This is a genomic window from Methylobacterium sp. HMF5984 (assembly GCF_045033435.1).
In the GTDB taxonomy this organism is placed as follows: Bacteria; Pseudomonadota; Alphaproteobacteria; order Rhizobiales; family Beijerinckiaceae; genus Methylobacterium.
This window is the reverse complement of the sequence record NZ_JBJFLN010000001.1, coordinates 2145266-2165820: the sequence shown is the minus strand read 5'-3', so window position 1 is coordinate 2165820 and position 20555 is coordinate 2145266. Positions and strand designations below refer to the sequence as shown.

At 71.6% G+C, this 20555-nt stretch carries 20 protein-coding genes; 6 read left to right on the top strand and 14 right to left on the bottom strand.

The genetic code is table 11. The features are described from left to right. Nucleotides 1-2: 2 nt before the first annotated feature. From ACFZ8E_RS10340 to ACFZ8E_RS10280, 13 genes are all read right to left on the bottom strand, one after another. On the bottom strand, nucleotides 3-1757 hold the full coding sequence (locus tag ACFZ8E_RS10340; RefSeq protein WP_405042734.1) for a type I secretion system permease/ATPase: 1755 nt from the start codon (nucleotides 1755-1757) through the stop codon (nucleotides 3-5). Nucleotides 1758-2011: 254 nt separating this feature from the next. Then, nucleotides 2012-3130 carry a photosynthetic reaction center cytochrome PufC gene (gene pufC / locus ACFZ8E_RS10335; protein ID WP_243938562.1) on the bottom strand — a complete coding sequence of 373 codons (1119 nt, stop codon included), beginning with the start codon at nucleotides 3128-3130 and terminating at the stop codon, nucleotides 2012-2014. Then, nucleotides 3127-4107: a photosynthetic reaction center subunit M gene (pufM, locus tag ACFZ8E_RS10330; protein WP_147729316.1), complete on the bottom strand. Its 981-nt coding sequence runs from the start codon at nucleotides 4105-4107 to the stop codon at nucleotides 3127-3129. The genes pufC and pufM overlap by 4 nt, the downstream gene beginning before the upstream one ends. Before the next feature lie 99 nt (nucleotides 4108-4206). After that, a complete protein-coding gene (gene pufL / locus ACFZ8E_RS10325) occupies nucleotides 4207-5031 on the bottom strand; it encodes a photosynthetic reaction center subunit L (RefSeq protein ID WP_405042733.1) in 825 nt (274 codons plus the stop codon). 172 nt (nucleotides 5032-5203) lie between these two features. Beyond that, nucleotides 5204-5386, bottom strand: coding sequence for a light-harvesting antenna LH1, alpha subunit (gene pufA / locus ACFZ8E_RS10320; RefSeq protein WP_243948681.1), 183 nt, complete (start codon nucleotides 5384-5386; stop codon nucleotides 5204-5206). A gap of 11 nt (nucleotides 5387-5397) precedes the next feature. Then, a complete protein-coding gene (pufB, locus tag ACFZ8E_RS10315) occupies nucleotides 5398-5631 on the bottom strand; it encodes a light-harvesting antenna LH1, beta subunit (RefSeq protein WP_147730005.1) in 234 nt (77 codons plus the stop codon). A 164-nt stretch (nucleotides 5632-5795) separates the two neighbouring features. Beyond that, complete coding sequence (locus tag ACFZ8E_RS10310) at nucleotides 5796-6011, bottom strand: hypothetical protein (protein WP_147730004.1); 216 nt, start codon at nucleotides 6009-6011, stop codon at nucleotides 5796-5798. Between the two features lie 125 nt (nucleotides 6012-6136). Beyond that, nucleotides 6137-7603, bottom strand: a complete 1467-nt coding sequence (bchZ, locus tag ACFZ8E_RS10305) for a chlorophyllide a reductase subunit Z (protein WP_405042732.1) — start codon at nucleotides 7601-7603, stop codon at nucleotides 6137-6139. Beyond that, nucleotides 7603-9195: a chlorophyllide a reductase subunit Y gene (bchY, locus tag ACFZ8E_RS10300; protein ID WP_405042731.1), complete on the bottom strand. Its 1593-nt coding sequence runs from the start codon at nucleotides 9193-9195 to the stop codon at nucleotides 7603-7605. Before bchY ends, bchZ begins: the two co-directional genes overlap by 1 nt. A 5-nt stretch (nucleotides 9196-9200) precedes the next feature. Beyond that, nucleotides 9201-10187: a chlorophyllide a reductase iron protein subunit X gene (locus tag ACFZ8E_RS10295; RefSeq protein ID WP_405042730.1), complete on the bottom strand. Its 987-nt coding sequence runs from the start codon at nucleotides 10185-10187 to the stop codon at nucleotides 9201-9203. Further along, nucleotides 10184-11119, bottom strand: coding sequence for a chlorophyll synthesis pathway protein BchC (gene bchC / locus ACFZ8E_RS10290; RefSeq protein ID WP_405044369.1), 936 nt, complete (start codon nucleotides 11117-11119; stop codon nucleotides 10184-10186). The genes ACFZ8E_RS10295 and bchC overlap by 4 nt, the downstream gene beginning before the upstream one ends. An 86-nt stretch (nucleotides 11120-11205) precedes the next feature. Then, complete coding sequence (locus ACFZ8E_RS10285) at nucleotides 11206-12420, bottom strand: methyltransferase (RefSeq protein WP_405042729.1); 1215 nt, start codon at nucleotides 12418-12420, stop codon at nucleotides 11206-11208. A 10-nt stretch (nucleotides 12421-12430) separates the two neighbouring features. Further along, on the bottom strand, nucleotides 12431-13300 hold the full coding sequence (locus ACFZ8E_RS10280; protein WP_147859741.1) for a polyprenyl synthetase family protein: 870 nt from the start codon (nucleotides 13298-13300) through the stop codon (nucleotides 12431-12433). 106 nt (nucleotides 13301-13406) lie between these two features. Here ACFZ8E_RS10280 and crtD point away from each other — a divergent pair, with 106 nt between their 5' ends. Both crtD and ACFZ8E_RS10270 read left to right on the top strand, forming a co-directional pair. Further along, nucleotides 13407-14945, top strand: a complete 1539-nt coding sequence (gene crtD, locus ACFZ8E_RS10275; protein ID WP_405044368.1) for a 1-hydroxycarotenoid 3,4-desaturase CrtD — start codon at nucleotides 13407-13409, stop codon at nucleotides 14943-14945. Further along, on the top strand, nucleotides 14942-15799 hold the full coding sequence (locus ACFZ8E_RS10270; RefSeq protein WP_405044367.1) for a carotenoid 1,2-hydratase: 858 nt from the start codon (nucleotides 14942-14944) through the stop codon (nucleotides 15797-15799). Before crtD ends, ACFZ8E_RS10270 begins: the two co-directional genes overlap by 4 nt. A 47-nt stretch (nucleotides 15800-15846) precedes the next feature. On the opposite strand, the gene ACFZ8E_RS10265 is transcribed toward ACFZ8E_RS10270, so the two are convergent. Next, a complete protein-coding gene (locus ACFZ8E_RS10265) occupies nucleotides 15847-17415 on the bottom strand; it encodes a GMC oxidoreductase (protein WP_243948675.1) in 1569 nt (522 codons plus the stop codon). Between the two features lie 243 nt (nucleotides 17416-17658). Between ACFZ8E_RS10265 and ACFZ8E_RS10260 the strand changes: the two genes are divergently transcribed. Genes ACFZ8E_RS10260 through ACFZ8E_RS10245 form a run of 4 tightly spaced genes read left to right on the top strand, consistent with a single transcriptional unit; the run spans nucleotide 17659 to nucleotide 20459 of the window. After that, nucleotides 17659-18135, top strand: coding sequence for a DoxX family protein (locus ACFZ8E_RS10260; RefSeq protein WP_243948673.1), 477 nt, complete (start codon nucleotides 17659-17661; stop codon nucleotides 18133-18135). Between the two features lie 26 nt (nucleotides 18136-18161). Beyond that, the gene (locus ACFZ8E_RS10255; RefSeq protein WP_243948672.1) at nucleotides 18162-18623 is read left to right on the top strand and encodes a cupin domain-containing protein; all 462 of its coding nucleotides are present in this window, start codon (nucleotides 18162-18164) and stop codon (nucleotides 18621-18623) included. A 10-nt stretch (nucleotides 18624-18633) separates the two neighbouring features. Continuing rightward, complete coding sequence (locus ACFZ8E_RS10250; protein ID WP_243948670.1) at nucleotides 18634-19536, top strand: SMP-30/gluconolactonase/LRE family protein; 903 nt, start codon at nucleotides 18634-18636, stop codon at nucleotides 19534-19536. Next, nucleotides 19533-20459 (top strand): VOC family protein, encoded by a 927-nt coding sequence (locus tag ACFZ8E_RS10245; RefSeq protein WP_405042728.1) that lies wholly within the window; start codon nucleotides 19533-19535, stop codon nucleotides 20457-20459. Before ACFZ8E_RS10250 ends, ACFZ8E_RS10245 begins: the two co-directional genes overlap by 4 nt. Nucleotides 20460-20555 lie beyond the last annotated feature (96 nt).

Sequence of the window (20555 nt, the reverse complement as noted above, 5' to 3'; positions counted from 1 at the left end):
GGTCAGGCGCTTTCCTGCAGGGTCGGCTTCGCGGGCCCTTGCGCGGGCAGCCCCGCCGGGGCCGGTTCGGGGGCGGCGCGCAGCACGCGCTTGAACACCTCGTCCTTCGGGCCGAAGGCCTGGGCGCGGCCGTCGGCCATCATCAGCACGAGGTCGAGCGCGGCCAGGGCCGAGGGGCGGTGCGCCACGACGATGCAGATGCCGCCCCGCGCCCGCACGCCGAGGATCGCCCGGGTCAGCGCGTTCTCGCCCTCGGCGTCGAGGTTGGCGTTGGGCTCGTCGAGGATCACCAGGAACGGGTCGCCGTAGAGCGCCCGCGCCAGGCCGATGCGCTGGCGCTGGCCGGAGGACAGGCCCGCCCCGCCCTCGCCGATCCGGGTGTCGTAGCCGTCGGTCAGCCGCAGCACCATCTCGTGGATGCCGGCCGCCTGCGCCGCCGCGATCACCGCCTCGGCCGAGGCCGCCGGGTCGAAGCGGGCGATGTTCTCGCCGATGGTGCCCGCGAACAGCTCCGCCTCCTGCGGCAGGTAGCCGAGATGGGGGCCGAGGTCGGCCGGTTCCCACTGGTCGAGGGCCGCCCCGTCGAGGCGCACCTTGCCGCGCAGGGGCGGCCACACGCCGATCAGCGCGCGGATCAGGCTCGACTTGCCGGAGGCCGAGGGGCCGATCACCCCGAGGCCCTGCCCGGCCTTCAGCGCGAAGCTGACCTCGCCGACCACCGGGCGCTGCGAGCCGGGCGGGGCGATCGTGACCGCCTCCACCGTCAGCGTCCGCGACGGCGCCGGCAGGCCGTGGCGCGGCTGCCCGGCCGGGATGCGCGCGAGCAGGTCCGAGAGCCGGGCCCAGCTCTGGCGCGCCTGGACGAAGCCCTTCCAGTTGGCGATGGCGAGTTCCGCCGGGGCCAGCGCCCGCGACACCAGGATCGAGCTCGCGATGATGATGCCGGCGGTGGCCTGGCCCTGGATCACCAGCCAGGCGCCGAGCGCCAGCACGCCCGATTGCAGCGCCATGCGGAACACCTTCGACACGGCGCCGAGGCCCCCGGCCACGTCGGCGTTGCGCTGCTGGGCGTTCATGTAGTCGCGGTTGGCCCCGGCCCAGCGCGCCTGGAAGCGGCCCTGCATGCCGAGCGCGGCGAGCACCTCGGCGTTGCGGCGCCCGGCCTCCGCCAGGCCGTTGCGGCGCAGGCCGTGCCCGGTGGCGGCCTGGGCCGGCCTGCGGGTGGCGCGGTCGGTCAGCCACGTCACCGCCGCGAGGAAGAGGGCGCCGCAGAGCGCGGCGACGCCGATCAGCGGGTGGAACAGGAAGCAGACGGCCAGGTAGATCGGCAGCCACGGCAGGTCGAAGAACGCCGACGGGCCGGTGCCCGACAGGAACGCGCGGATCTGGTCGAGGTCGCGCAGCGGCAGCAGCCCGTCGCCGGGGGCGGCCCCCTTGAGCGGCGCACGCACCACGAGGTCGAACACGCGGCCCGACAGCGCCTCGTCGAGCGCCGCCCCGACGCGGGCGAGGATGCGCGAGCGGATCGCCTCGAGCGCCCCCTGGAACGCGTACAGCGTCAGCGCCAGCGCCATCAGCCCGATCAGCGTCGGCACCGAACGGCTCGGGATCACCCGGTCGTAGACCTCCAGCATGAAGAACGAGCCGGTGAGGTACAGCACGTTCACCACGCCGCTCATCACCGCGACGCCGGCGAACGCCGTCCGGCAGGACGCCAGGGCCGAGCCGAGCTCTCCGGGATCCCGCGCACGCATCATGTTCCTGCCCCCGGCATGCATTCGTTCACTGTGTGCTTGCAACCGTACGTATATAATACGCGAATGGTGTTTCCTGTCTGTATACGCGCGCGCGATTTCTGAAAAGTGGCGGTATTCACCGAGATGCGCGTCCGATGTGCAAAGGTCGCGCCGCGCCTCCCGTCGCCTCCCGCAACGAGAACGGCCGCCGGACGGGGGTCCGGCGGCCGTTTCGGGATCGGGACGTTCGACCGGGGCTCGCCCGGCCGGGGTCGTCAGGGTTTCGGCGCGGGCGCCGGCATCGCCGGATCCGGCGTCGCCGCGGGCTGGGCCGGCACGCCGGCCGGCATGTCCGCCGAGGCGACGGGCCCGGCGAGCTCGGGATAAGCCTCGACCACGTGGGCGCCGTTGAGCGGCTTGTTGGCGCCGTTGTGGCAGGTGGCGCAGTTCATCTTCGGCACGTCGCCGAGCGGGCCGTGGCGGTTCGGCGGCAGCGTCTCGGAGAGCGGCAGCATGTAGTCCTCGTTCAGGTCGCGGACCATGCGGATGCCGTGCCAGGCGGCGACGCGGTTGGGCGTGCTCGTGCTCCAATCCGCCACCGAGCGGGTGTTGTGGCAGAAGGTGCAGTTCACGCCGAGCGACTGCGCCATGCTGATCATGATCGCGAAGGTCTTCTCCGCGTCCTGGATCGGCTTGCCCTTGGTCTCCGGCAGGGCCGAGGTGGCGTTGACGCGGATCGCGTCCTCGGGCGTGTTCTTGTGCGCGTAGAACGCCGCGTAGACGCCGTAGGGCAGCGAGGTCAGGCCGACCTGCGGGCTGGCGACGTTCTGCCCGTTGTTGCGCGGGATGACGCCGTGCCCCGCGTTCGGGCCGGGATTCTCAAACCAGATGTTCTTCGGCACCGGCTGGCCGCGGTGGCAGGTGTAGCAGGTGACGCCGGCCTCGTGGACGTGGTTCTCCTTCCAGGTCGAGTTGATGTGCTGGACCATCTGCAGCATCCGCCTGGCGACGCGCTTCTGGTACAGGCTGTCGTCGGCCATGTTCTCGGTGTTGTGGCAGTAGGTGCAGCCCTGCTCCGGGGCGACCCACTCGGTCATCGAGGCCATCAGGCGGTTGAAGTTGTCGGCCGAGAGATCGCCGAGGACCTTGACGTTCTGGTAGACTGCCGAGGCCTTGTCGCCCCCGGGCTCGGCCGGGTCGGCCGGCGCGGGCGCCTGGTTGGCCTCGATCTTGGCGGCCTTGTTCGCCCGGGTCTCGATGACGTCCATCGCAGTGCCGCGGAACCCGGTCTGCTGCTGCGCCATCGGCGGGCGGGTCCAGCCGGCGGTGCCGAGCATGGCGATCGTGAGGAACAGCGCGGCGACCGCGCCGGCGACGGCGAGCAGGGTTCTCATGGGTGCACCGAGGGGGCGACGCTGGAGGGATCGACGATCGGGCCGTAGACCTGGGGATAGGACGGCGCGACCCCGTGCTTGACCGCCCAGAGGTACCAGTTGTCGACGACGGTGCCGGTCAGCAGGATGCCGATGCCGCCGGTCAGCGTCGTCAGCACCGCGAACCACCAGGCCCAGCGGTGGACCGATTCCATCGTGGCGTTGAAGCCCATGGTCCAGCGCCAGAACAGGGCGGCGCGCTCGGTGGCGGTGCCGCGGTCGACGATCTGGTCGATCTCGCGCTCGGCGCCGTAGCGCGAGCAGGCCAGGATGGTGCCCCCGTGCATCGCGAACAGCAGCGTCGACCCGTACAGGAAGACGATCGAGAGCATGTGGAACGGGTTGTAGAACAGGTTGCCGTAGCGCAGCGAGAACGCGGCGGTCCAATCGAGGTGCGGGAAGATGCCGAACGGCACCGCCTCGCTCCACGAGCCCATCATGATCGGGCGGATGAAGCCGAGCACGAGGTAGAGCCAGATCGCCGAGGCGAACGCCCACGGCACGTGCTTGCCCAGGCCGAGCGCCGCGGCGCGGCGGTAGAGCCGGAGCCACCACAGCAGGATCGAGGCGGTGAGGAAGAAGCCGGCGATCAGCCACCAGCCTCCCTCGTTGAGCGGCGGCAGGATCCGGAGGCCGTATTGCGGGCGCGGCGGCTCGAGGGCGAGCCAGGGCAGCTGCCGCACGAACTGGATCGGGTCCCAGTTCACCGACGCCCACATGTTGAGGCCGATGATCTCGAAGGCGATCAGCCCGCAGGCGAAGGACAGCGCCCCGAGGTAGCCGATGTAGATCGGCCCGACCTGCGCGTTGCCGATCAGCCCCATCAGGTAGCTGTGGAACGGCTTGCCCCAGCGCGAATCAACGGCGACCGGGACGCCGTGCTCCGCCTCGATCGGCCGGATCTGCACCTGGGTGAGGATGTTCTGGTAGTACGCCATTGCCTGGGCCCTTTCCGGGAGCGTTCTTCAAGCGACGTGGTGGCCGTATCCGTCCCGCCCCCGGGCCGCGCGACGATCGCGGCCGGGCGACTTCGCGGCTCAGCGCCAGACCGGCAGGTTCAGCCACCAGCCCCACCATTCCGGCCAGCCCTGCGTCCAGAACGGGCCGCTGATCACGATGCAGACCGCGCTCCAGAATCCCGCCGACAGGGCCAGGAACAGGCCGAGGCGGTGGATGCCGAGCGTGCCGATCGAGTAGCCGATCGTGTCGCGGAAGAAGGTGTCCTCGTGCTCGGGGCTCTTCACGGTCTCGCCGTTGGCCGGGTTCGTCGCCGAGAGGATCAGGCCGCCGTGCATCGCCAGAGCGAGCGTCGTGGTGAAGAAGAAGGTCACGGCGAGCATGTGCGCCGGATTGTAGTGGAAGTGCAGGTACTGGTAGCCGGTGTTCGACACCCAATCGAGGTGGCTGAGGATGCCGTACGGGAAGCCGTAGCCCCAGGCGCCCATCAGGAACGGGCGGACCACGACCAGGACGACGTAGGCGAAGATCGCGACCGCGAAGGCGAAGGGCACGTGGTAGCCGATGCCGAGCTTGCGGCAGATCTCGACCTCGCGCAGCGCCCAGGACGAGAACGCGCCGATGGCGCAGAACGTGATGATCTGCCAGAGGCCGCCCTCCTTCAGGGGGGCGAGCGCCAGCCCGTACTTGATGTCGGGCGGCGCGATGTTGATCTGCCAGATGTTCCAGGTCGGCCCGAGCGCCGCACCGTAGATGATCAGCGCCGTGCCGAGCGCGCTGAAGAACAGCGTCGTGACCCCGAAGAAGCCGACGTAGAACGGCCCGACCCAGAAATCGAACAGGTCGCCGCCGACGAGGGTGCCGCCGCGGACGCGATACTTCTTCTCGAAACTCAGCATCGCCATGGCGAATAGCCTCCGGATGGGTCTGCGGCCGTCGGGCGCTCGTGCGGCAGCGCTCGGGTGTCGGGCGCAGCGGGCGGGAGGATCGGGGCTCCGGTCCGCTGCCTTCGGTGCGCGGCGTCTCGCGCGGCATGCCGGCCGGGCGGGAACCCGGCCGGCACGCCGCGGGGCCGGGTCACGCCGGGGTCGGCGCGACGATCCGGAGGGAGGCCGCCTTCGAGTCCTTGGCGCCCTCCAGCCAGTTGAACCGGCTGGTGCTGAGCAGGATGAAGTGGATCAGCAGCGCGAGGACGAAGAGGAAGGTGAACAGCGCCACCAGCGTGCGGCGGGGATCGAACAGGAGCCAGACCTTGTGCATGGTGTCCTCCCTTACGAGATCATCGAGACGAGGCCGTGGACGGCTTGGGCCCCGCCTTCGAGCATGGCGTAGCCCTTCGGCCCGGGCAGCCACGGGCGCCACATCCAGACCAGGATGTGCGCGACCACGGCGATCGCGGTGAAGATGATGAAGCTCGTCAGGAAGATCGCGTGGAACTCCTTGGCTTCGGGTTCCGTCAGCCCCGAGAGGCTGCTCGGTCGTTCGAGCGTTCCGGGATTGGCCATGGTTGAAGTACCTCCGTTTGGCTGACCGCGCGGCAGGGTCGCGCGGGGGTGAGCGCCGTGGCGGCGTTGGGTGCCACGACCGGACTTCCACCCGTTCTGCCCGGACGGAAGCGTCTCGAAGGGCTCGGCCGGCGCGAAGCGCGATCCGGCGCGGCTCGAAGGCGTCAGCCCATGAAGGCGTAGGGGATGGCCGAGACCGCCATGGCCTTGGCCTCGCCGAAGACCGAGCGGCGCTGGGCCGGGCGGCCCGGCTCGCGCGCGGGCATCACGCGCTGGGCGATCGCGGCGGCGAGGAAGAACGGGTAGGTCGCGCCGAGGATGACCTTGAACTGGACCTCCTCCTGGTGGAGCCGGGACGTCGCATCGATCGATCGGGCCATGGATGTCCTCCTGGGCGCTGGGGCCGGCGCAGGGCGCGGGCTCGGCGGGGTGCGGGCGGATTCGTCCGGCCGGAGCCGGGGCGAAGGGGTGTGGGCGGCAGGGCTCAGCAGGCTCGCGGACGCGCTCATGCGGCGACCCCGAGCTTCAGGGCGTCGTGGGCGGTCTCGACGTGCCCGGGTGCGACCTCGCCGGCGCCGTCGCGGCGGGCGCCGCGCTCGGCGGCATCGCGCAGGCGCTTGGCCATCGAGATCCGGACCAGGACCGGCTGGCGCTCGACATGCGCGTCGAGGAGCGCCCGCGCGGCCTCGTTCCACGGCAATTCGCGATGCATCCGCGCCGGCGTCGCCTCGACCGCATCCATGTCGCGGGCGAGCGGCAGGATGTGGAAGAGCATGTCGAACAGCGCGTTGCAGACTTCCTGCACGAGGTAGGTCGCGCCGGAATAGCCCATGAACGGCGTGCCGGTGTGCCGCCGGATGATCGCGCCGGGGAACGAGGCCGGCACGAACACCGCCCGGCAGCCGCTCTCGGCCGCGTACATCCGCTCGTTGAACGAGCCGAACAGCACCAGCGGCGGATTGTTCGCGATGGCCGCGCGCACGGCCGCGTTGTCGGGCTTGGCGCCGGGCTTTCGCGCGAAGGCGAAGGTGCAGGGCAGCCCCATCTCCTCCTCGAGGAAGTGGCGCACGCCGCGCGCGTAGGTGTCGGTCGCGACGATGCCGAAGCTCGCGGTGCCGAAAAAGTCCTGCGTCACCGAGCGCCACAGGTCCCAGACCGACTTGATCGTGGTGTGCTTCTCGCGCTCGATGAACGGCTCGGGATCGAGGCCGAGGATCTCGCCGAGCGAGCGCAGGAACTTGGTGGTCGAGAGCACGCCGATCGGCGCCTGCAGGTAGGACCGCTCCAGGTCCTCGCAGAGCAGGCGCCCGAACTCGCGGTAGAGGCAGACGTTGGCGTCGGCATTGACGAGCTTGGGCACGTCGGCGAGATGCGAGCCCAGCGGGAAGACCAGGTTGATCTCGGCGCCGATCCCCTCGACCAGGCGCCGGATCTCGGCGAGGTCGGAGGGCATGTTGAAGGTGCCGTAGGCCGGCCCGATGAGGTTGACCCGCGGGCGCTCGCCCTCCTTGCGCGCGGGACGCGGCGGGATGCCCTTCTTGGCGAAGCGCTTGGCGCCGTATTCCTGCCAGAGCCAGCGCATCGCCCGGTCGGCGGTCTGCCACTGGTCCTCGTCGATGGTGCGCGGCAGGAAGCGCTGGATGTTGGTGCCCTCCGGCGTGACCCCGCCGCCGATCATCTCGGCGATCGAGCCGGTGACGACGACGCTGGGCTGGCCGGGATCGAGCACCGCATGCGCCCGCTTCATCGCGCCCTCGGTGCCGTGGCGGCCGAGCTCCTCCTCGCCGAGGCCCGTGACGACGATCGGAAGCTCGTGCGGCGGCAGCGCGTCGGTGTAGTGCAGCACCGAGGTGACCGGCAGGTTCTCGCAGCCGACGGGGCCGTCGATGATGACCTGCAGGCCCTTGATCGCCGTGAAGACGTAGACGGCACCCCAGTACCCGCCGGCGCGGTCGTGATCGAGGACGAGCATCAGGCCATCTCCCCGATAGGCGTGTTGTCCAGCAGGAGACCTTGGTCGTGCTTCTTCGGCGCGGGCGCCCGCGCCACGCTCTTGCGCAGCTGCGGCACCGCCTCCCAGACGCCGGCGGCGTGGCCGGTGCCGACGCCCTCGAAGAAGCCGCGCATCGCGTCGAAGCGGCCCTTGTTGCCGAGCGCGGCGTTGATCACCTTGGCGAGCGAGCCGGCGCCGGCGACGCCCATCAGCGGCCGTGCCGAGATCAGGTTGGTGAAGTACAGGGCCGGCGTGCCGGCCTCCTTGGCCTTCTGCACCACCGGCGTGGTGCCGACGGCGAGGTCGGGCCGGTATTCGCGCATCGCGGCGAGGTCGTCCTCGAGCGAGGCCCGGAACTTCACCTGGACGCCGCGGGCCTCGAGCCAGTCGCGGTCGGCCTCCGCCCAGGGCGTCCTCGGGCAGGCGGTGCCGACGTAGCGCAGGTCGGCGCCGCTTTCGATCAGCAGGCGCCCGACCAGCAGCTCCGAGCCCTCGTAGCCGGAGAGGGTGATGCGGCCCTGGATCGGGGCGGCGGCGAGCACGCCGCGGATCGGCGGCAGCAGGCGGTTCTTGGCGGCCTCGACCAGGCCGCGCGGGACGGCGCAGGCCTCGCCGATCCGGTCGAGCCAGTCCGCGGTGCCGTCGACGCCGACCGGCGCCGAGCCGACGATCGGCCGGCCGGCCGCCTCGAACTCGCGGATGCTCGCGGTGTAGAACGGGTGGATCGCCGCCACCGCCGCGGCGTCGAGCGCCGCGTAGAGCTCGCGCCATTCGCGGGTCGGGACCACGGGGCCGGCGGCGAGGCCGAGCGGCTCCAGCATCGCGCCGATCACCACGGGATCGGCGGGGAACATCTCGCCGAGCAGCGTCACCGTCGGGCGCTCGGAGCGGCCGGCGCGCGGCGCCTGGACCGGGCCCTGCTCGGCTTCCGTGCGCGCGAACCGCAGCATCGCGCCGGCGAGCACGTCCTTGGCCTCGGCATGGGTCGGCACCCCGAAGCCCGGCACGTCGATGCCGATGATGCGGACGCCGTCGATCTCCTTCGGCAGCAGGCGCAGCGGCACGCCCGAGGCCGTCGGCACGCAGAGGTTGATCACCACGACGGCGTCGTAATCGGCGGGCTTGGCCGTGAGGAACACCGCCTCGCGGATGTCCTCGAACAGCTTGCCGGTGACCAGCGTCTCCGAGTTGAACGGCACGTAGCCGACCGAGCGCTTGGCCCCGTAGAAGTGCGAGGTGAAGGTCAGCCCGTAGACGCAGCAGGCGGAGCCGGACAGGATCGTCGCGGTGCGCCGCATCCGCAGGCCGACCCGGAGCGAGCCGAAGGCCGGGCACATGCTCTGCGGCTGGTCGTGCGGCCCGACGGGGTAATCCTTGGCCAGCCGGTCCAGGGTCTCGCTCATGCCGGCCTCGGCGGCGGCGGCCCGCATCACGTCCTTGCCGGCATGGCAGCCCAGGCCGTCGCCCTTCGTCGCCGCGAGGTTCACGGCCGGCGCCTGCGCGGCGGCGAGCGTCGAGGCCGGGACTTCCCGGCGGGCGCGGAGCGCGGCGATGTCGAGGGTGACGGCCATGCGCCTCAGACCTCGTCGTAGACGACTTCGAGGGACGGCTTGGCGACGTGGGCGACGCCGCACATGTCCTCGAAGGTCGCCGGCACCAGCACCACGTCGCGGCCGGTGGTCTCGCTGGAGAACAGGCCGAGGAGGCCGTCCTGCGAAAGCGGCGCCGGGTGATTGGGCTTCGCCTCGGCGACGTTCCGGGCGAGATCGGCGAACAGCGAGCCCCAGCGCCCGTCGGGCCGGCCGATGATCTCGTAGTTCGCGCTCTTCCTGCGGATGTCGTCGTCGGCCGGGATTGAGGCCAGCACCGGGATGCCGACGGCGGCGGCGAAGGCCTGGGCCTCGCCGGTGTGATCGTCCTTGTTGATCACCAGGCCGCCGACGCCGACGTTGCCGCCGAGCTTGCGGAAGTATTCGACCGCGGAGCAGACGTTGTTGGCGACGTAGAGCGACTGCAGGTCGTTCGAGCCGACGACGATGACCTTCTGGCACATGTCGCGGGCGATCGGCAGGCCGAAGCCGCCGCAGACCACGTCGCCGAGGAAGTCGAGCAGGACGTAGTCGAAGCCCCATTCGTGGAAGCCGAGCTTCTCCAAAAGCTCGAAGCCGTGGATGATGCCGCGGCCGCCGCAGCCGCGCCCGACCTCGGGGCCGCCGAGCTCCATCGCGTAGACGCCGTCGCGCTTGAAGCAGACGTCGCCGATCGCCACCGGCTCGCCGGCGAGCTTCTTCCGGGTCGAGGTCTCGATGATGGTCGGGCAGGCCTTGCCGCCGAACAGCAGCGAGGTGGTGTCGCTCTTCGGGTCGCAGCCGATGAGAAGCACCTTCTTGCCCTGCTGGGCCATCATGTAGCTGAGGTTGGCCAGGGTGAACGACTTGCCGATGCCGCCCTTGCCGTAGATCGCGATGATCTGCGTTTCCTTCTTCGCCGGCGCGGTCGCCACCGGATCCGGCTCGATGGCCGCTTCGGCGCGGAGCGCGGCGTTGGTCAGGTGCATGTTCATGCGTTCCTCCAGTCGAGGATCATCTTCAGGCACTCGGGCTCGCCGAAGGCCGTGCGATAGGCCTGCTCCGCCTCCGACGCCGGGCGCCGGTGGGTGATCAGGCCGTCGAGGGAAAGAGCGCCGCGTGCGACGAGCGCGCTCACCGCCGCGAGGTCGTGCGGCCGGAACTCGGCCGCGACCCGGATCCGGGCCTCGCGCAGGAAGGCCGGCGGGAAGGCGAAGGCGAGCGGCGCCTCGTAGAAGCCGGCGAGCACGATCTCGCCGCCGGAGCACAGCAGCCCGATCAGCGTGTCGAGGAGGCTCGCATCGCCGCTGACGTCGGTGATCGTCGCGTAGTCGCGGCGCTCGTCCTGATCGGGGTGGATGACGGGATAGCCGAATTCGCCCCGCGCCCGGACCGGATTGGTCTCCCACACCGTCGGCATCGCGCCGGACAGGGCGGTGAGCCGGGCCAGCAGGCGCCCGAGCACCCCGTGGCCGACGATCAGCGAGCGCTCGCCGGGGGCGTTGCTCGCCATCGCGTGGTAGGCGGTGGCGGCGAGCGCCAGCAGGATCGCCTTCTCGCCCAGGGCGGGGTCGACCGGCACCAGCTTCTCCGCCGGCACGATCAGGTGCGAGGCGGCGCCGCCGAACAGGCCGCGCACCGTGCCGAAGCAGCGCGCGCCCGGCACGAACACCGCCTGGCCGACGCTCAGGTCCGAGCCCGCGGGCGCCGATTCGACGGTGCCGACCGACTCGTAGCCCGGCACCAGCGGGTATCCCATGCCGGGGAAGCTCGGCATCCGCCCGGTCCAGAGCAGGCGCTCGGTGCCGGTGGAGATCCCGCTCCAGGTGACGGCGACCACCGCGTCGCCCTCTGCGGCCGGAGTCAGCGGCAGGCGGTTGAGCGCCAGCACCTCCGGTTTCTCGAGAACGACGGCGAGCGCGTCCATGTGCGGTGCCTCTTCCATCCCCGGCCCGACTCTCCCAGTCGGCCATCAGTCATCCTAGAATGACAACGGAAAGCGTCAAGCCAAATTTACACTTCGCCGCGCTTGCGGGCGACGACGAGGCGCGTCAGCAGGGGACGACGGGTCTTCACGCTGCGGATCGCGTCGAATCCGGCATCGCGAAGCATCGCGGTCAGCTCCTCGACGGTGCGGGCGCGGCCGCTGCCCATGGCGAGCAGGTAGAAGCCGAAATAGGCGTCGCCGATCGGCTCGGCCCCCCGCGTCCCGGCCATCGGCTCGGCGACGAGCAGCGTGCCGCCGGGGGGCAGCGCGTCGTGCGCCGCACGCAGCAGCACCGCGGCGCGGGCGTCATCGTGATCGTGGACGATCCGCACCAGCGAGATCGCGTCGGCGCCGCGCGGCAGCGGATCGGAGAAGAAGCTTCCGCCGCGGCAGGCGACCGTCAGGCCCGCCGCACCGAGGCGCGCCTCGGCCCGGGCGGCGACCGCCGGCAGGTCGAACAGCATCAGGTGCAGGCCGGGGTGGCGGGCCGCGGCGGCGGTGACGAAGGCGCCCTCCCCGCCACCGACATCCATCAGGCAGGCGTGCGATCCGAGCGGATAGGCGTCGAGCACGTCCTCGGCGATCAGCGCCTGCGAGGCCGCCATCAGGCGGCTGTAGCCGGCGACCGCCCCGGCCTCCGCGGCGTCCGGCTCGGCGGCCTTGGCGTAGGGCCAGTAACCCGAGAGTTGCGTCGGGGGTCCTTCGCCGCGCAGCAGCGCGACCGGGTCGGCGAGATCGGCGTAGAGCATGGCGTGATGCTCGATCATTGCTGCCACCGACGGGTTGCCGATCAGCGCCGCGCCGAGGTCGGCCAGCGCCCAGCGCGCGTCGGGCAGGCGGCCGATCAGGTCGAGGGAGGCGGCGGCCTTCAGCAGGCGCTCGGCCCGCTCCGGTGCGAGACGGAGGCGCTCGGCCAGCACGGCCGTCGCGAGCGGGCCGGGCTGCAGCGTGTGGAACAGGTCGAGCCGGACGCAGGCGAGCAGCACCTGGGAGTAGGTGAACCCGGCGCAGAGGTCGAACAGCGCCCGGGTGTTCGTCCGCGCGATGCGGCGCGTCAGCGGAAACCCGGCGGCCCAACGCTGGAATGCGGGGCTCGCGACGCGGGCGATGCGGAAGGCGCGCCAGCGCTCGCGAAGGTTTCGAAACGCGAGCCACCCTCCCCCCGCCGAGGCGAGCGGGACGGCGCGGAGGTCGTTCTTCTCCCCGCCGGAGACGATGCCCACGCTGGTCTCCGCCGCCATGCCCCTCGCCTCAGGCGAATTCGTGGGCGAGGCTCGCGGGCAGGAAGAGCCGGGTCTGCGCGGCGATCTCGGCGCGCAGCGCGTCGGCGCCCGGGCAGGTCGGGATCACCTCGATCGCCTCCGCCGAGAGGCGCTTCAGCCGCTCGAGGGCGCCGCCCATGCCGAGGAGCAGGGCGGCGTTCGGCCGGCCGAGGGTGGCGTCGCGGCCGGCGGGCTTGCCGATCTCCTCCTGGCGGCAGGCGACGTCGCGCAGGTCGTCGGCGACCTGATAGGCCTCGCCGAGGCATTCCCCGAGGAGCCGCCACGGCAGCGGCGACGCGCCCGCCGCCGCCGCACCCGCCACCGTCGCGGCGGCGAACAGCGCACCGGTCTTGGCCTGCTGGTAGTTCGACAGCGCGACCTGCTCCTCCGACTCCCAGGCCTGGCCGGCGACGATGCCGGCCGGCGAGCCGACCGCGCGGGCGACCAGCCCGACGAGCGCCGCGAGCCGATGCGGGTTCCTGGCCGCGCCCCGGGCCAACGTCTCGAACGCGAGCACGATCAGCGCGTCGCCGGTGAGCACCGCCAGCGGCTCGCCGAAGGCGACGTGCACGGTGGGCTTCTGCCGGCGGGTCTCGGCGTCGTCGAAGCAGGGCAGGTCGTCGTGGACGAGGGAGGCGCAGTGCAGCAGCTCGATCGCGGCGGCGGCGGACTCGGCGGCGGCCGGATCGTCGTCGCCGCAGGCGGCGGCCACCGCCAGGCAGAGCCGGGGCCGAATGCGATGGCCGCCCGGGAACACGGCGTAGCGGATCGCCTCGGCGAGCCGCGGTGGGGCGCCCGGCGCCTCGGCGTAGGCGACCGCGTTGTCCAGGGTCCGTTCGATGCGCTGGCCTGCGTCCACCGTGACCTCCAGTGTCAATTTTCTTTGACTTTTTGAATTGTCATCTATGATTGACACTTGTCGCGGGTGAGATCAATGCCGGATCGTCGTGCGGCACGGGGGAACGATGGTGATCCAGCGGGTCGTGGTGATCGGGGGCGGCATCGGCGGGCTCGTCGCCGCCCTCCGGCTCGCCGTGGCCGGATGCGCGGTGACGCTGCTCGAGACCGCCGGCGTGCCCGGCGGCAAGATGCGCAGCGTGCCGGTCGGCGGCACCCGGATCGAGGCCGGCCCGACCGTGTTCACCATGCGCTGGATCCTCGACGAGATCTTCGCCGAGGCCGGTGCGGATCTGGGTGAGTGGGTCGCGCTGAGCCCCGCCTGCATTCTCGCCCGCCACGCCTGGAGCGCGTCCGAGCGGCTCGACCTGCTCGCCGACGTCGACGCCTCCGCCGACGCGATCGCCGCCTTCGCCGGCGCGCGCGAGGCCGAGGGCTACCGGCGCTTCTGCGCGCGGGCCGAGCAGGTGTTCCGCACCCTCGACGCGCCGTTCATCCGCGGCGCCCGGCCCGGACCCGTCGACCTCGCCCGTCGCGCCGGCCTGTCGGGGCTGGGCGACCTGTGGCGGATCCAGCCCTTCGCCACCCTGTGGGGGGCGCTTGGCGACTACTTCCGCGACCCGCGCCTGCGGCAGCTGTTTGCACGCTACGCCACCTATTGCGGCTCCTCGCCGTATCAGGCGCCGGCGACGCTGATGCTCGTCGCCCATGTCGAGCAGGCGGGCGTGTGGTCGATCGAGGGCGGCTTGAGCCGGCTCGCCGCGGCGGTCGCCGCGCTGGCGCGCGAGCGCGGCGCGACGATCCGCACCGGCGCGCACGTCGCGCGCATCCTGGTCTCGGGCGGTGCGGTCTCAGGCGTGGTCCTCGCCGACGGCGAGCGGATCGCGGCCGACGCGGTGGTGATGAACGGCGACGTCTCGGCGCTCGCCGCCGGGTTGCTCGGGCCCGCGGTGGTCGCCGCCGCCGATCCGGTGGCGCCGGCCGAGCGCTCGCTCTCGGCGATCACCTTCTGCCTAAACGCCCGCACCGCGGGCTTTCCGCTGGCGCACCACACCGTGTTCTTCGGACGCGACTACCGGGCCGAGTTCGACGCGATCCGCCGCGGGCGGCTGCCGCCCGACCCCACGACCTACGTCTGCGCGCAGGATCGGGCCGGCGACGCGATGCCGGACGGGCCCGAGCGCCTGCTCTGCCTCGTCAACGCGCCGGCCCGGGGCGAGCGCCCCTTCACCGATACGGAGATCGACGCATGCGAAACGACGATGCGGGCACGGCTGACGGCGTGCGGCCTGACGATCTCCGCCGCCGAGACGGCGGTCACCACGCCGGCCCGGTTCGGCACCCTGTTCCCGGCGACCGGGGGGGCGCTCTACGGCCGGGCCTCGCACGGCTGGAGCGCGACCTTCAAGCGGATGGGCGCGCGGACCCGGCTGCCGGGCCTGTACCTGGCGGGCGGCAGCGTCCATCCGGGGCCGGGGGTGCCGATGGCGGCGCAATCGGGGCGGATCGCGGCGGACACGCTGCTGGCGGATCGGCGGGCGGCGCGCCCCGCTTCGACACGCCGGTCGGCCGCGACGGCTATGTCTGGTGGTACGTCGACGCCCTGAGCGCGGACGGCACCCAGGGGCTGACCATCATCGCCTTCATCGGCAGCGTGTTCTCGCCCTACTACGCCTGGGACGCCACGCGGAACCCGTTCGAGCACTGCGCCGTCAACGTCGTCCTCTACGGCGCGCGCGAAAACCGCTTCTGCATGACCGAGCGCGGCAGCCGCGCCCTGTCGCGCGATGCGACGCAGATCCGGATCGGGCCGAGCGGCATGGCCTGGGACGGCACCTCGCTCACCATCACCCTCGACGAGACCACGGCGCCGGTCCCGTCGCGGGTCCGCGGCACGGTGAAGCTTTATCCCGGCGGGATCACGCCCGGGCCCTTCACCCTGGACGCGCGGGGCGCGCATCGCTGGTGGCCGATGGCGCCGTCCTCGCCCGTCGAGGTCGCGCTCGACGCGCCGTCCGTGCGCTGGTCCGGCACCGCCTACTTCGACACCAATCACGGCGACGAGCCGCTGGCCGAAGCCTTCACGAGCTGGACCTGGTGCCGGGCGGACCTCGGCGACGGCGCGGCGATCCTCTACGACGTGTGCCGCCGCGACGGCTCGGGCCAGAACCTCTCGCTCCGCTTCGACCGCACCGGCGCCCGCCGCGATCTCCGCCCGCCCCTCGCCGCGGCCTTGCCGCCGACGCGGATCTGGCGCGTGCCGCGCGCGACCCGCAGCGACGACGGGCGGGCGGAGGTGGTGCGGGCCTTCGAGGACACGCCATTCTACTCCCGCTCGCTGCTCTCGGCCCGGCTCGCCGGCGAGACGGTGCGCCCGGTCCACGAGAGCCTGTCGCTCGACCGCTTCCGCAATCCGCTGGTGCGGCTGATGCTGCCGTTCCGGATGCCGCGGCGGGCGTGACGACCAGGTGTCACGCGCTCGTCCGAAGCGGGTCGCGATCGAGCCCGTCAGCCCAGCCGTTCGGCGATGTGGTCGGCGACGCGCAACGCGTTGGCGACGATCGTCAGCGTCGGGTTCACGGCGCCGATCGAGGGGAAGAAGCTCGCATCGGTGACGTAGAGGTTGTCGAGCTCGTGCGCCTTGCAGGTCAGGTCGAGTACGGACGCCTTCGGATCGGTGCCGAAGCGCAGCGTGCCGGCCTGATGCGCGGTCCCGCTCAGGGGGATGTTCTTGCCGAGATAGAGCGAGCGCTCGAACAGGTAGGTGTAGAGCCCGCCCGGACGGAGCAGGTCCTCGAGCTTGCCGCGCAGGCGGTCGTGCGCCTCGCGGTTGGTCTCGCGCACGTCGAGGATCACGCGGCCGTCATGGCCGAGCATTACCCGGTTGTCGGGATGCGGAAGGTCCTCGCTCTGCAGCCAGAAGTCCATCGAGTGGCGCGCCACCATCTCGAACGGGGCATTCGGCAGGAAGCCGGTCCATTTCGGAAACTCCTCGCCGCGGATCTGCTCCGGATGCGTCTTGGCGCACATCTGGATCAGGCCCATGGGAAATTCCCAGTCCTTTGACTCGAAGTAGAAGTCCGAGACCGCAAGCGTCTTCTGGAAGACGGTGTCGTTGACCTCCTTCGACAGGGCCATCAGCACCGACATGGTGTGGCGCATGTAGTTGCGCCCGACCTGGTCGGAGCCGTTGGCCAGCCCGTTCGGGTGGGCCGCGTTGGCCGAGCGCAGGAGCAGCAGCGCCGAGGACAGCGCGCCGCACGCGACGACGACGATGTCGGCGGAGTAGCGTTCCGCCCGGCCCTCGCGGGTGACGTTCACCGCCGTCACGGTGCGGCCCGACGGGTCGGTCTCGAGCGTCGAGACGTAGGCGTTGACAAGCAGCGTGACGTTGTCGTGCCGGGCCAGCGTCGGGTCGACGGTCATCACCTGCGCGTCGGCCTTGCCGTTGAGCAGGCACGGGAACCCGTCGAAGGCGTCGCAGCGGATGCAGATGCTGGTCGGCGTCGGCTTGCCGTTGCGCTCGTCGAGCTTGATGCCGAGCGGCAGGTGGAACGGGTTGAGGCCGACCTTTGCCCAGTCGTCCGACAGCTTCTGGATGCGCGGCTCGTGGCTGACCGGGGGATGGTCGTAGGGGCCGCTCGCCCACGGCTCGTTCGGATCCTCGCCGCGTTGCCCGTGCACGGCGAACAGCGCCTCCGCCTGCCCGTAATACGGCTCGAACTCGGCATAGGAGACCGGCCAGGCCGGCGAGAGGCCGTCCACGTGACGGACCTCGCCGAAATCGCGCTCGCGCATCCGCAGCAGCGCCGAGCCGTAGACCTTCGAGTTGCCGCCGACATAGTAGTGCAACGCCGGGCTGAACGTGCGGCCGTCGCCGCCGTACCAGGTCTCCTTCGCCTGGTAGGCGCCGTCGACGAAGACGGTCTTCGAATTCCAGTTGTCCTGCGAGCGCGGGAGGTAGTCGCCGCGCTCCAGCAGCAGGATGCGCTTGCCGGTCTTCGCCAGCCGCGACGTCAGCGAGCCGCCGCCGGGGCCCGAACCGATCACGATGACGTCGTAATGGTCCTCTCGCATCGGTCGGCCTCGCACTGCAATACGCTGGAGAAAACGGGTTCGCCGGCCAACGGCACAAGCCTGGAGGCGTTCCAGGCTGGCCGGTCACGGCATCGTGCGCGCTGCGATGCAGCAAACGCACCCGCTTCCGCCGCCCGGCCCGGCAACTGCGGCGGGTGAGCGGCGTTGGGCCCTCGAGCACGAACGCCGCCCCTCCCCCCGTCTCGCCCCGGATCTCGCGATGCCCGTCACCCCAGGCCCCCGATGACGTGGCTCGATCTCGTCGCCGTGCCGCTCGCGGCCAAGCTCTGCCTCGTCTTCATGTTTCCGCTGAGCGCCTACGACAAGGTCGCGCACTGGGACGAGGCCATGGGGCAGGCGCGCTCCGGCCCGCTGCCTTTCCCGGCCCTGCTGCTCGTGCTCGGCATCCTCGTCGAGGCGGTGACGCCGGTTCTGATCGTGACCGGCATCTTCGATCGCGCGGCGGCCTTCCTCCTCGCCGGCTTCTGCGCCGTCACCGCGCTGATGTACCACCCGTTCTGGCGGTTCCCGGACTTCTGGTCGAAGAACGGCGAGGGCCGTGCCCATTTCTGGGACTTCTTCAAGAACTTCGGCCTCGTCGGCGGGCTTCTGCTGGTGGTGATCGGCGGCGCCTACGCCCCGGCCTCCGAGGTCGTTCGGCACCCGCTCTCGAGCGGCCCGCAGGCCGCCCCGGCCCTGTCCGCCCCCGACAACCGTTGACGACCCTCTCTCGCAAGGAACCCGACATGGCCGATCAGCACGACGGCGGGCCGCCGCCCAGGATGCCGTACTGGCACGTCTACACCGACGCCGAGGGCGTGAGCCGGCAGGAACGGTTCGCGCTGTCGGCGTTCAAGTTCGAGGGCATCGACCCGCAGACCGCGCCGCAATGGAACGACAAGCAGGCGCCGTCGCAGGCCGGCGTCACCTTCACGGTGCTGCCGGTCGGCTGGGTCGGGCAATGGCACGAGAACCCGCGGCCGCAATGGATCGCCATCCTGTCGGGCCGCTGGTTCGTCGAGACCATGGACGGCACCCGCGTCGAGATGGGACCGGGCGATCTGATGATGGGCGAGGACCAGAACACCAAGGAGCGCGACGGACGGAAGGGGCATCTCTCCGGCACGGTCGGCGACGAGCCGTGCACGATGATCGTCACCGGCCTCGACGTGACGCCGACCGTGAACCAGCCCGGACGCTTCGAGTAGGCCCTCGCCAATGGATGGCTTCGAGATCACGCAGCCGCGGTTCGAGGCGTTCGTGCTGCCGAACGCGCCGCTGGAGATGCTCGCCGAGGGCTTCCGATGGTGCGAGGGCCCGGTCTGGTTCGGCGACCGCGACGAGCTCCTGTTCTCGGACCTGCCGAACGACCGCGTGATGCGCTGGAGCGAGTCCGGCGGCGTCTCGGTGTACCGCTCGGGCACCGGCTTCGAGAACGGGCACGCCCGCGACCGGCAGGGGCGCCTGCTCTCCTGCTCGCACCGCGACCGCCGGATCACCCGGACCGAGCTCGACGGCACGATCACCGCGCTGGTCGAGCGCTACCAGGGCCGACGCCTGAATTCCCCGAACGACGTCGTCTGCAAGTCGGACGGCACGATCTGGTTCAGCGACCCGCCCTACGGCATCCAGACCGACTACGAGGGCGGCAAGCAGGCCTCCGAGCTGCCCGCCAACGTCTACCGCTTCGACCCGCGCGACGGCTCGCTCGCGGTCGTGGCCGGCGACTTCGACGGGCCGAACGGGCTCGCCTTCTCGCCGGACGAGACGAAGCTCTACGTCGCCGAGAGCGGGCTGCAATTCGCCGAGGCGCCGAAGAAGTTCATCCGCGTCTTCGACGTCGCCGAGAATGGATCGCTCTCGGGCGGCGACGTCTTCCACACCGTCGAGCCGGGCTTCGCCGACGGCTTCCGCCTCGACGACGAAGGCTATCTCTGGTCGAGCGCCGGGGACGGCGTGCATTGCATCGATCCGCACGGCGAGCGCGTCGGCAAGATCCTGGTGCCCGCGACGGTCTCGAACCTCGCCTTCGGCGGCCGCAACGGCAGCCGGCTCTTTCTCTGCGCCTCGCACACCCTCTACGCGATCTACACCAACCGGCGTGGGGCGCGGCTCCTGTGAGCGCCCTGGTCCGATCGATCGCCGGGTTCGAGCGCACCGTCGCGGACCTGACGCGGACGGAGGCGTTTTATCGCGACGGCCTCGGGTTCTCGCGGGTCGGCCCGATCGAGCCGCTGCCGGCTGCGATCGGCGACGCCTACGGATCCCCCGGGGCGGTAGGCTCGCGCCTGACGATGCGGCTCGGCCGGCAGATCGTGGCGTTCCTGGCCTTCGATCCGCCGGGCGCGCCGTACCCGGACGCGCCCCGTGCCACCGATCCGGTCTTCCAGCATCTCGCGATCCCCGTCCGCGCGATGGAGGCCGCGTTCGGGCAGCTCTCGCGCCTGTCGCCGACCGCCGTCAGCGTCGGCGGCCCGCAGGACCTGCCCAAGACGTCGGGCGGCGTCACGGCCTACAAGTTCCGCGATCCCGACGGGCACCCGTTGGAGCTGATCGCCTTCCCCGGCGGCCCCGCCGCCGAGCGCTGGCAGGCCGCGCCCGGCCTGTTCCTCGGCATCGACCACTCGGCGATCACCGTCACGAGCCTCGAGGCCGCGCTCGCCTTCCACGCGGCGCTGCTCGGCTTCCGGGTGGCGCAGCGAGGTCTGAACGCGGGCGAGGCGCAGGCGCGCCTCGACGGCGTCCCCGACCCCGTCGTCGACGTCCTCGCCCTGGAACCCGGCGGCCCTGCGACGCCGCATCTGGAGCTGCTGCACTACCGCCAGCCCGCGACGGAGAAACCGACCCCGGCGCCCTTCGGTCCGCGCAACCGGGCGACGACGCGGCTCGTCCTTGAGACCGCCGACGTCGTCAAAGCCGTCGCGGCGATCCGGCAGGCCGGCCACCCGGTGCGGCTTTCGGCCGACGGCAGCACCGCCTACGCCGAGGGACCCGACGGGCATGGGCTGCGGCTCGTCGGTCCAGACGGCGGCGCGCGCCGATAGCCGACCCTGCATCGCGGCGCGCGGCTCGATCCTTTTGTGCAACTCCAGATCGTGGCAATAGCCATCCATCGCCGCCGGTCGCCGCCTCGGGTGCCG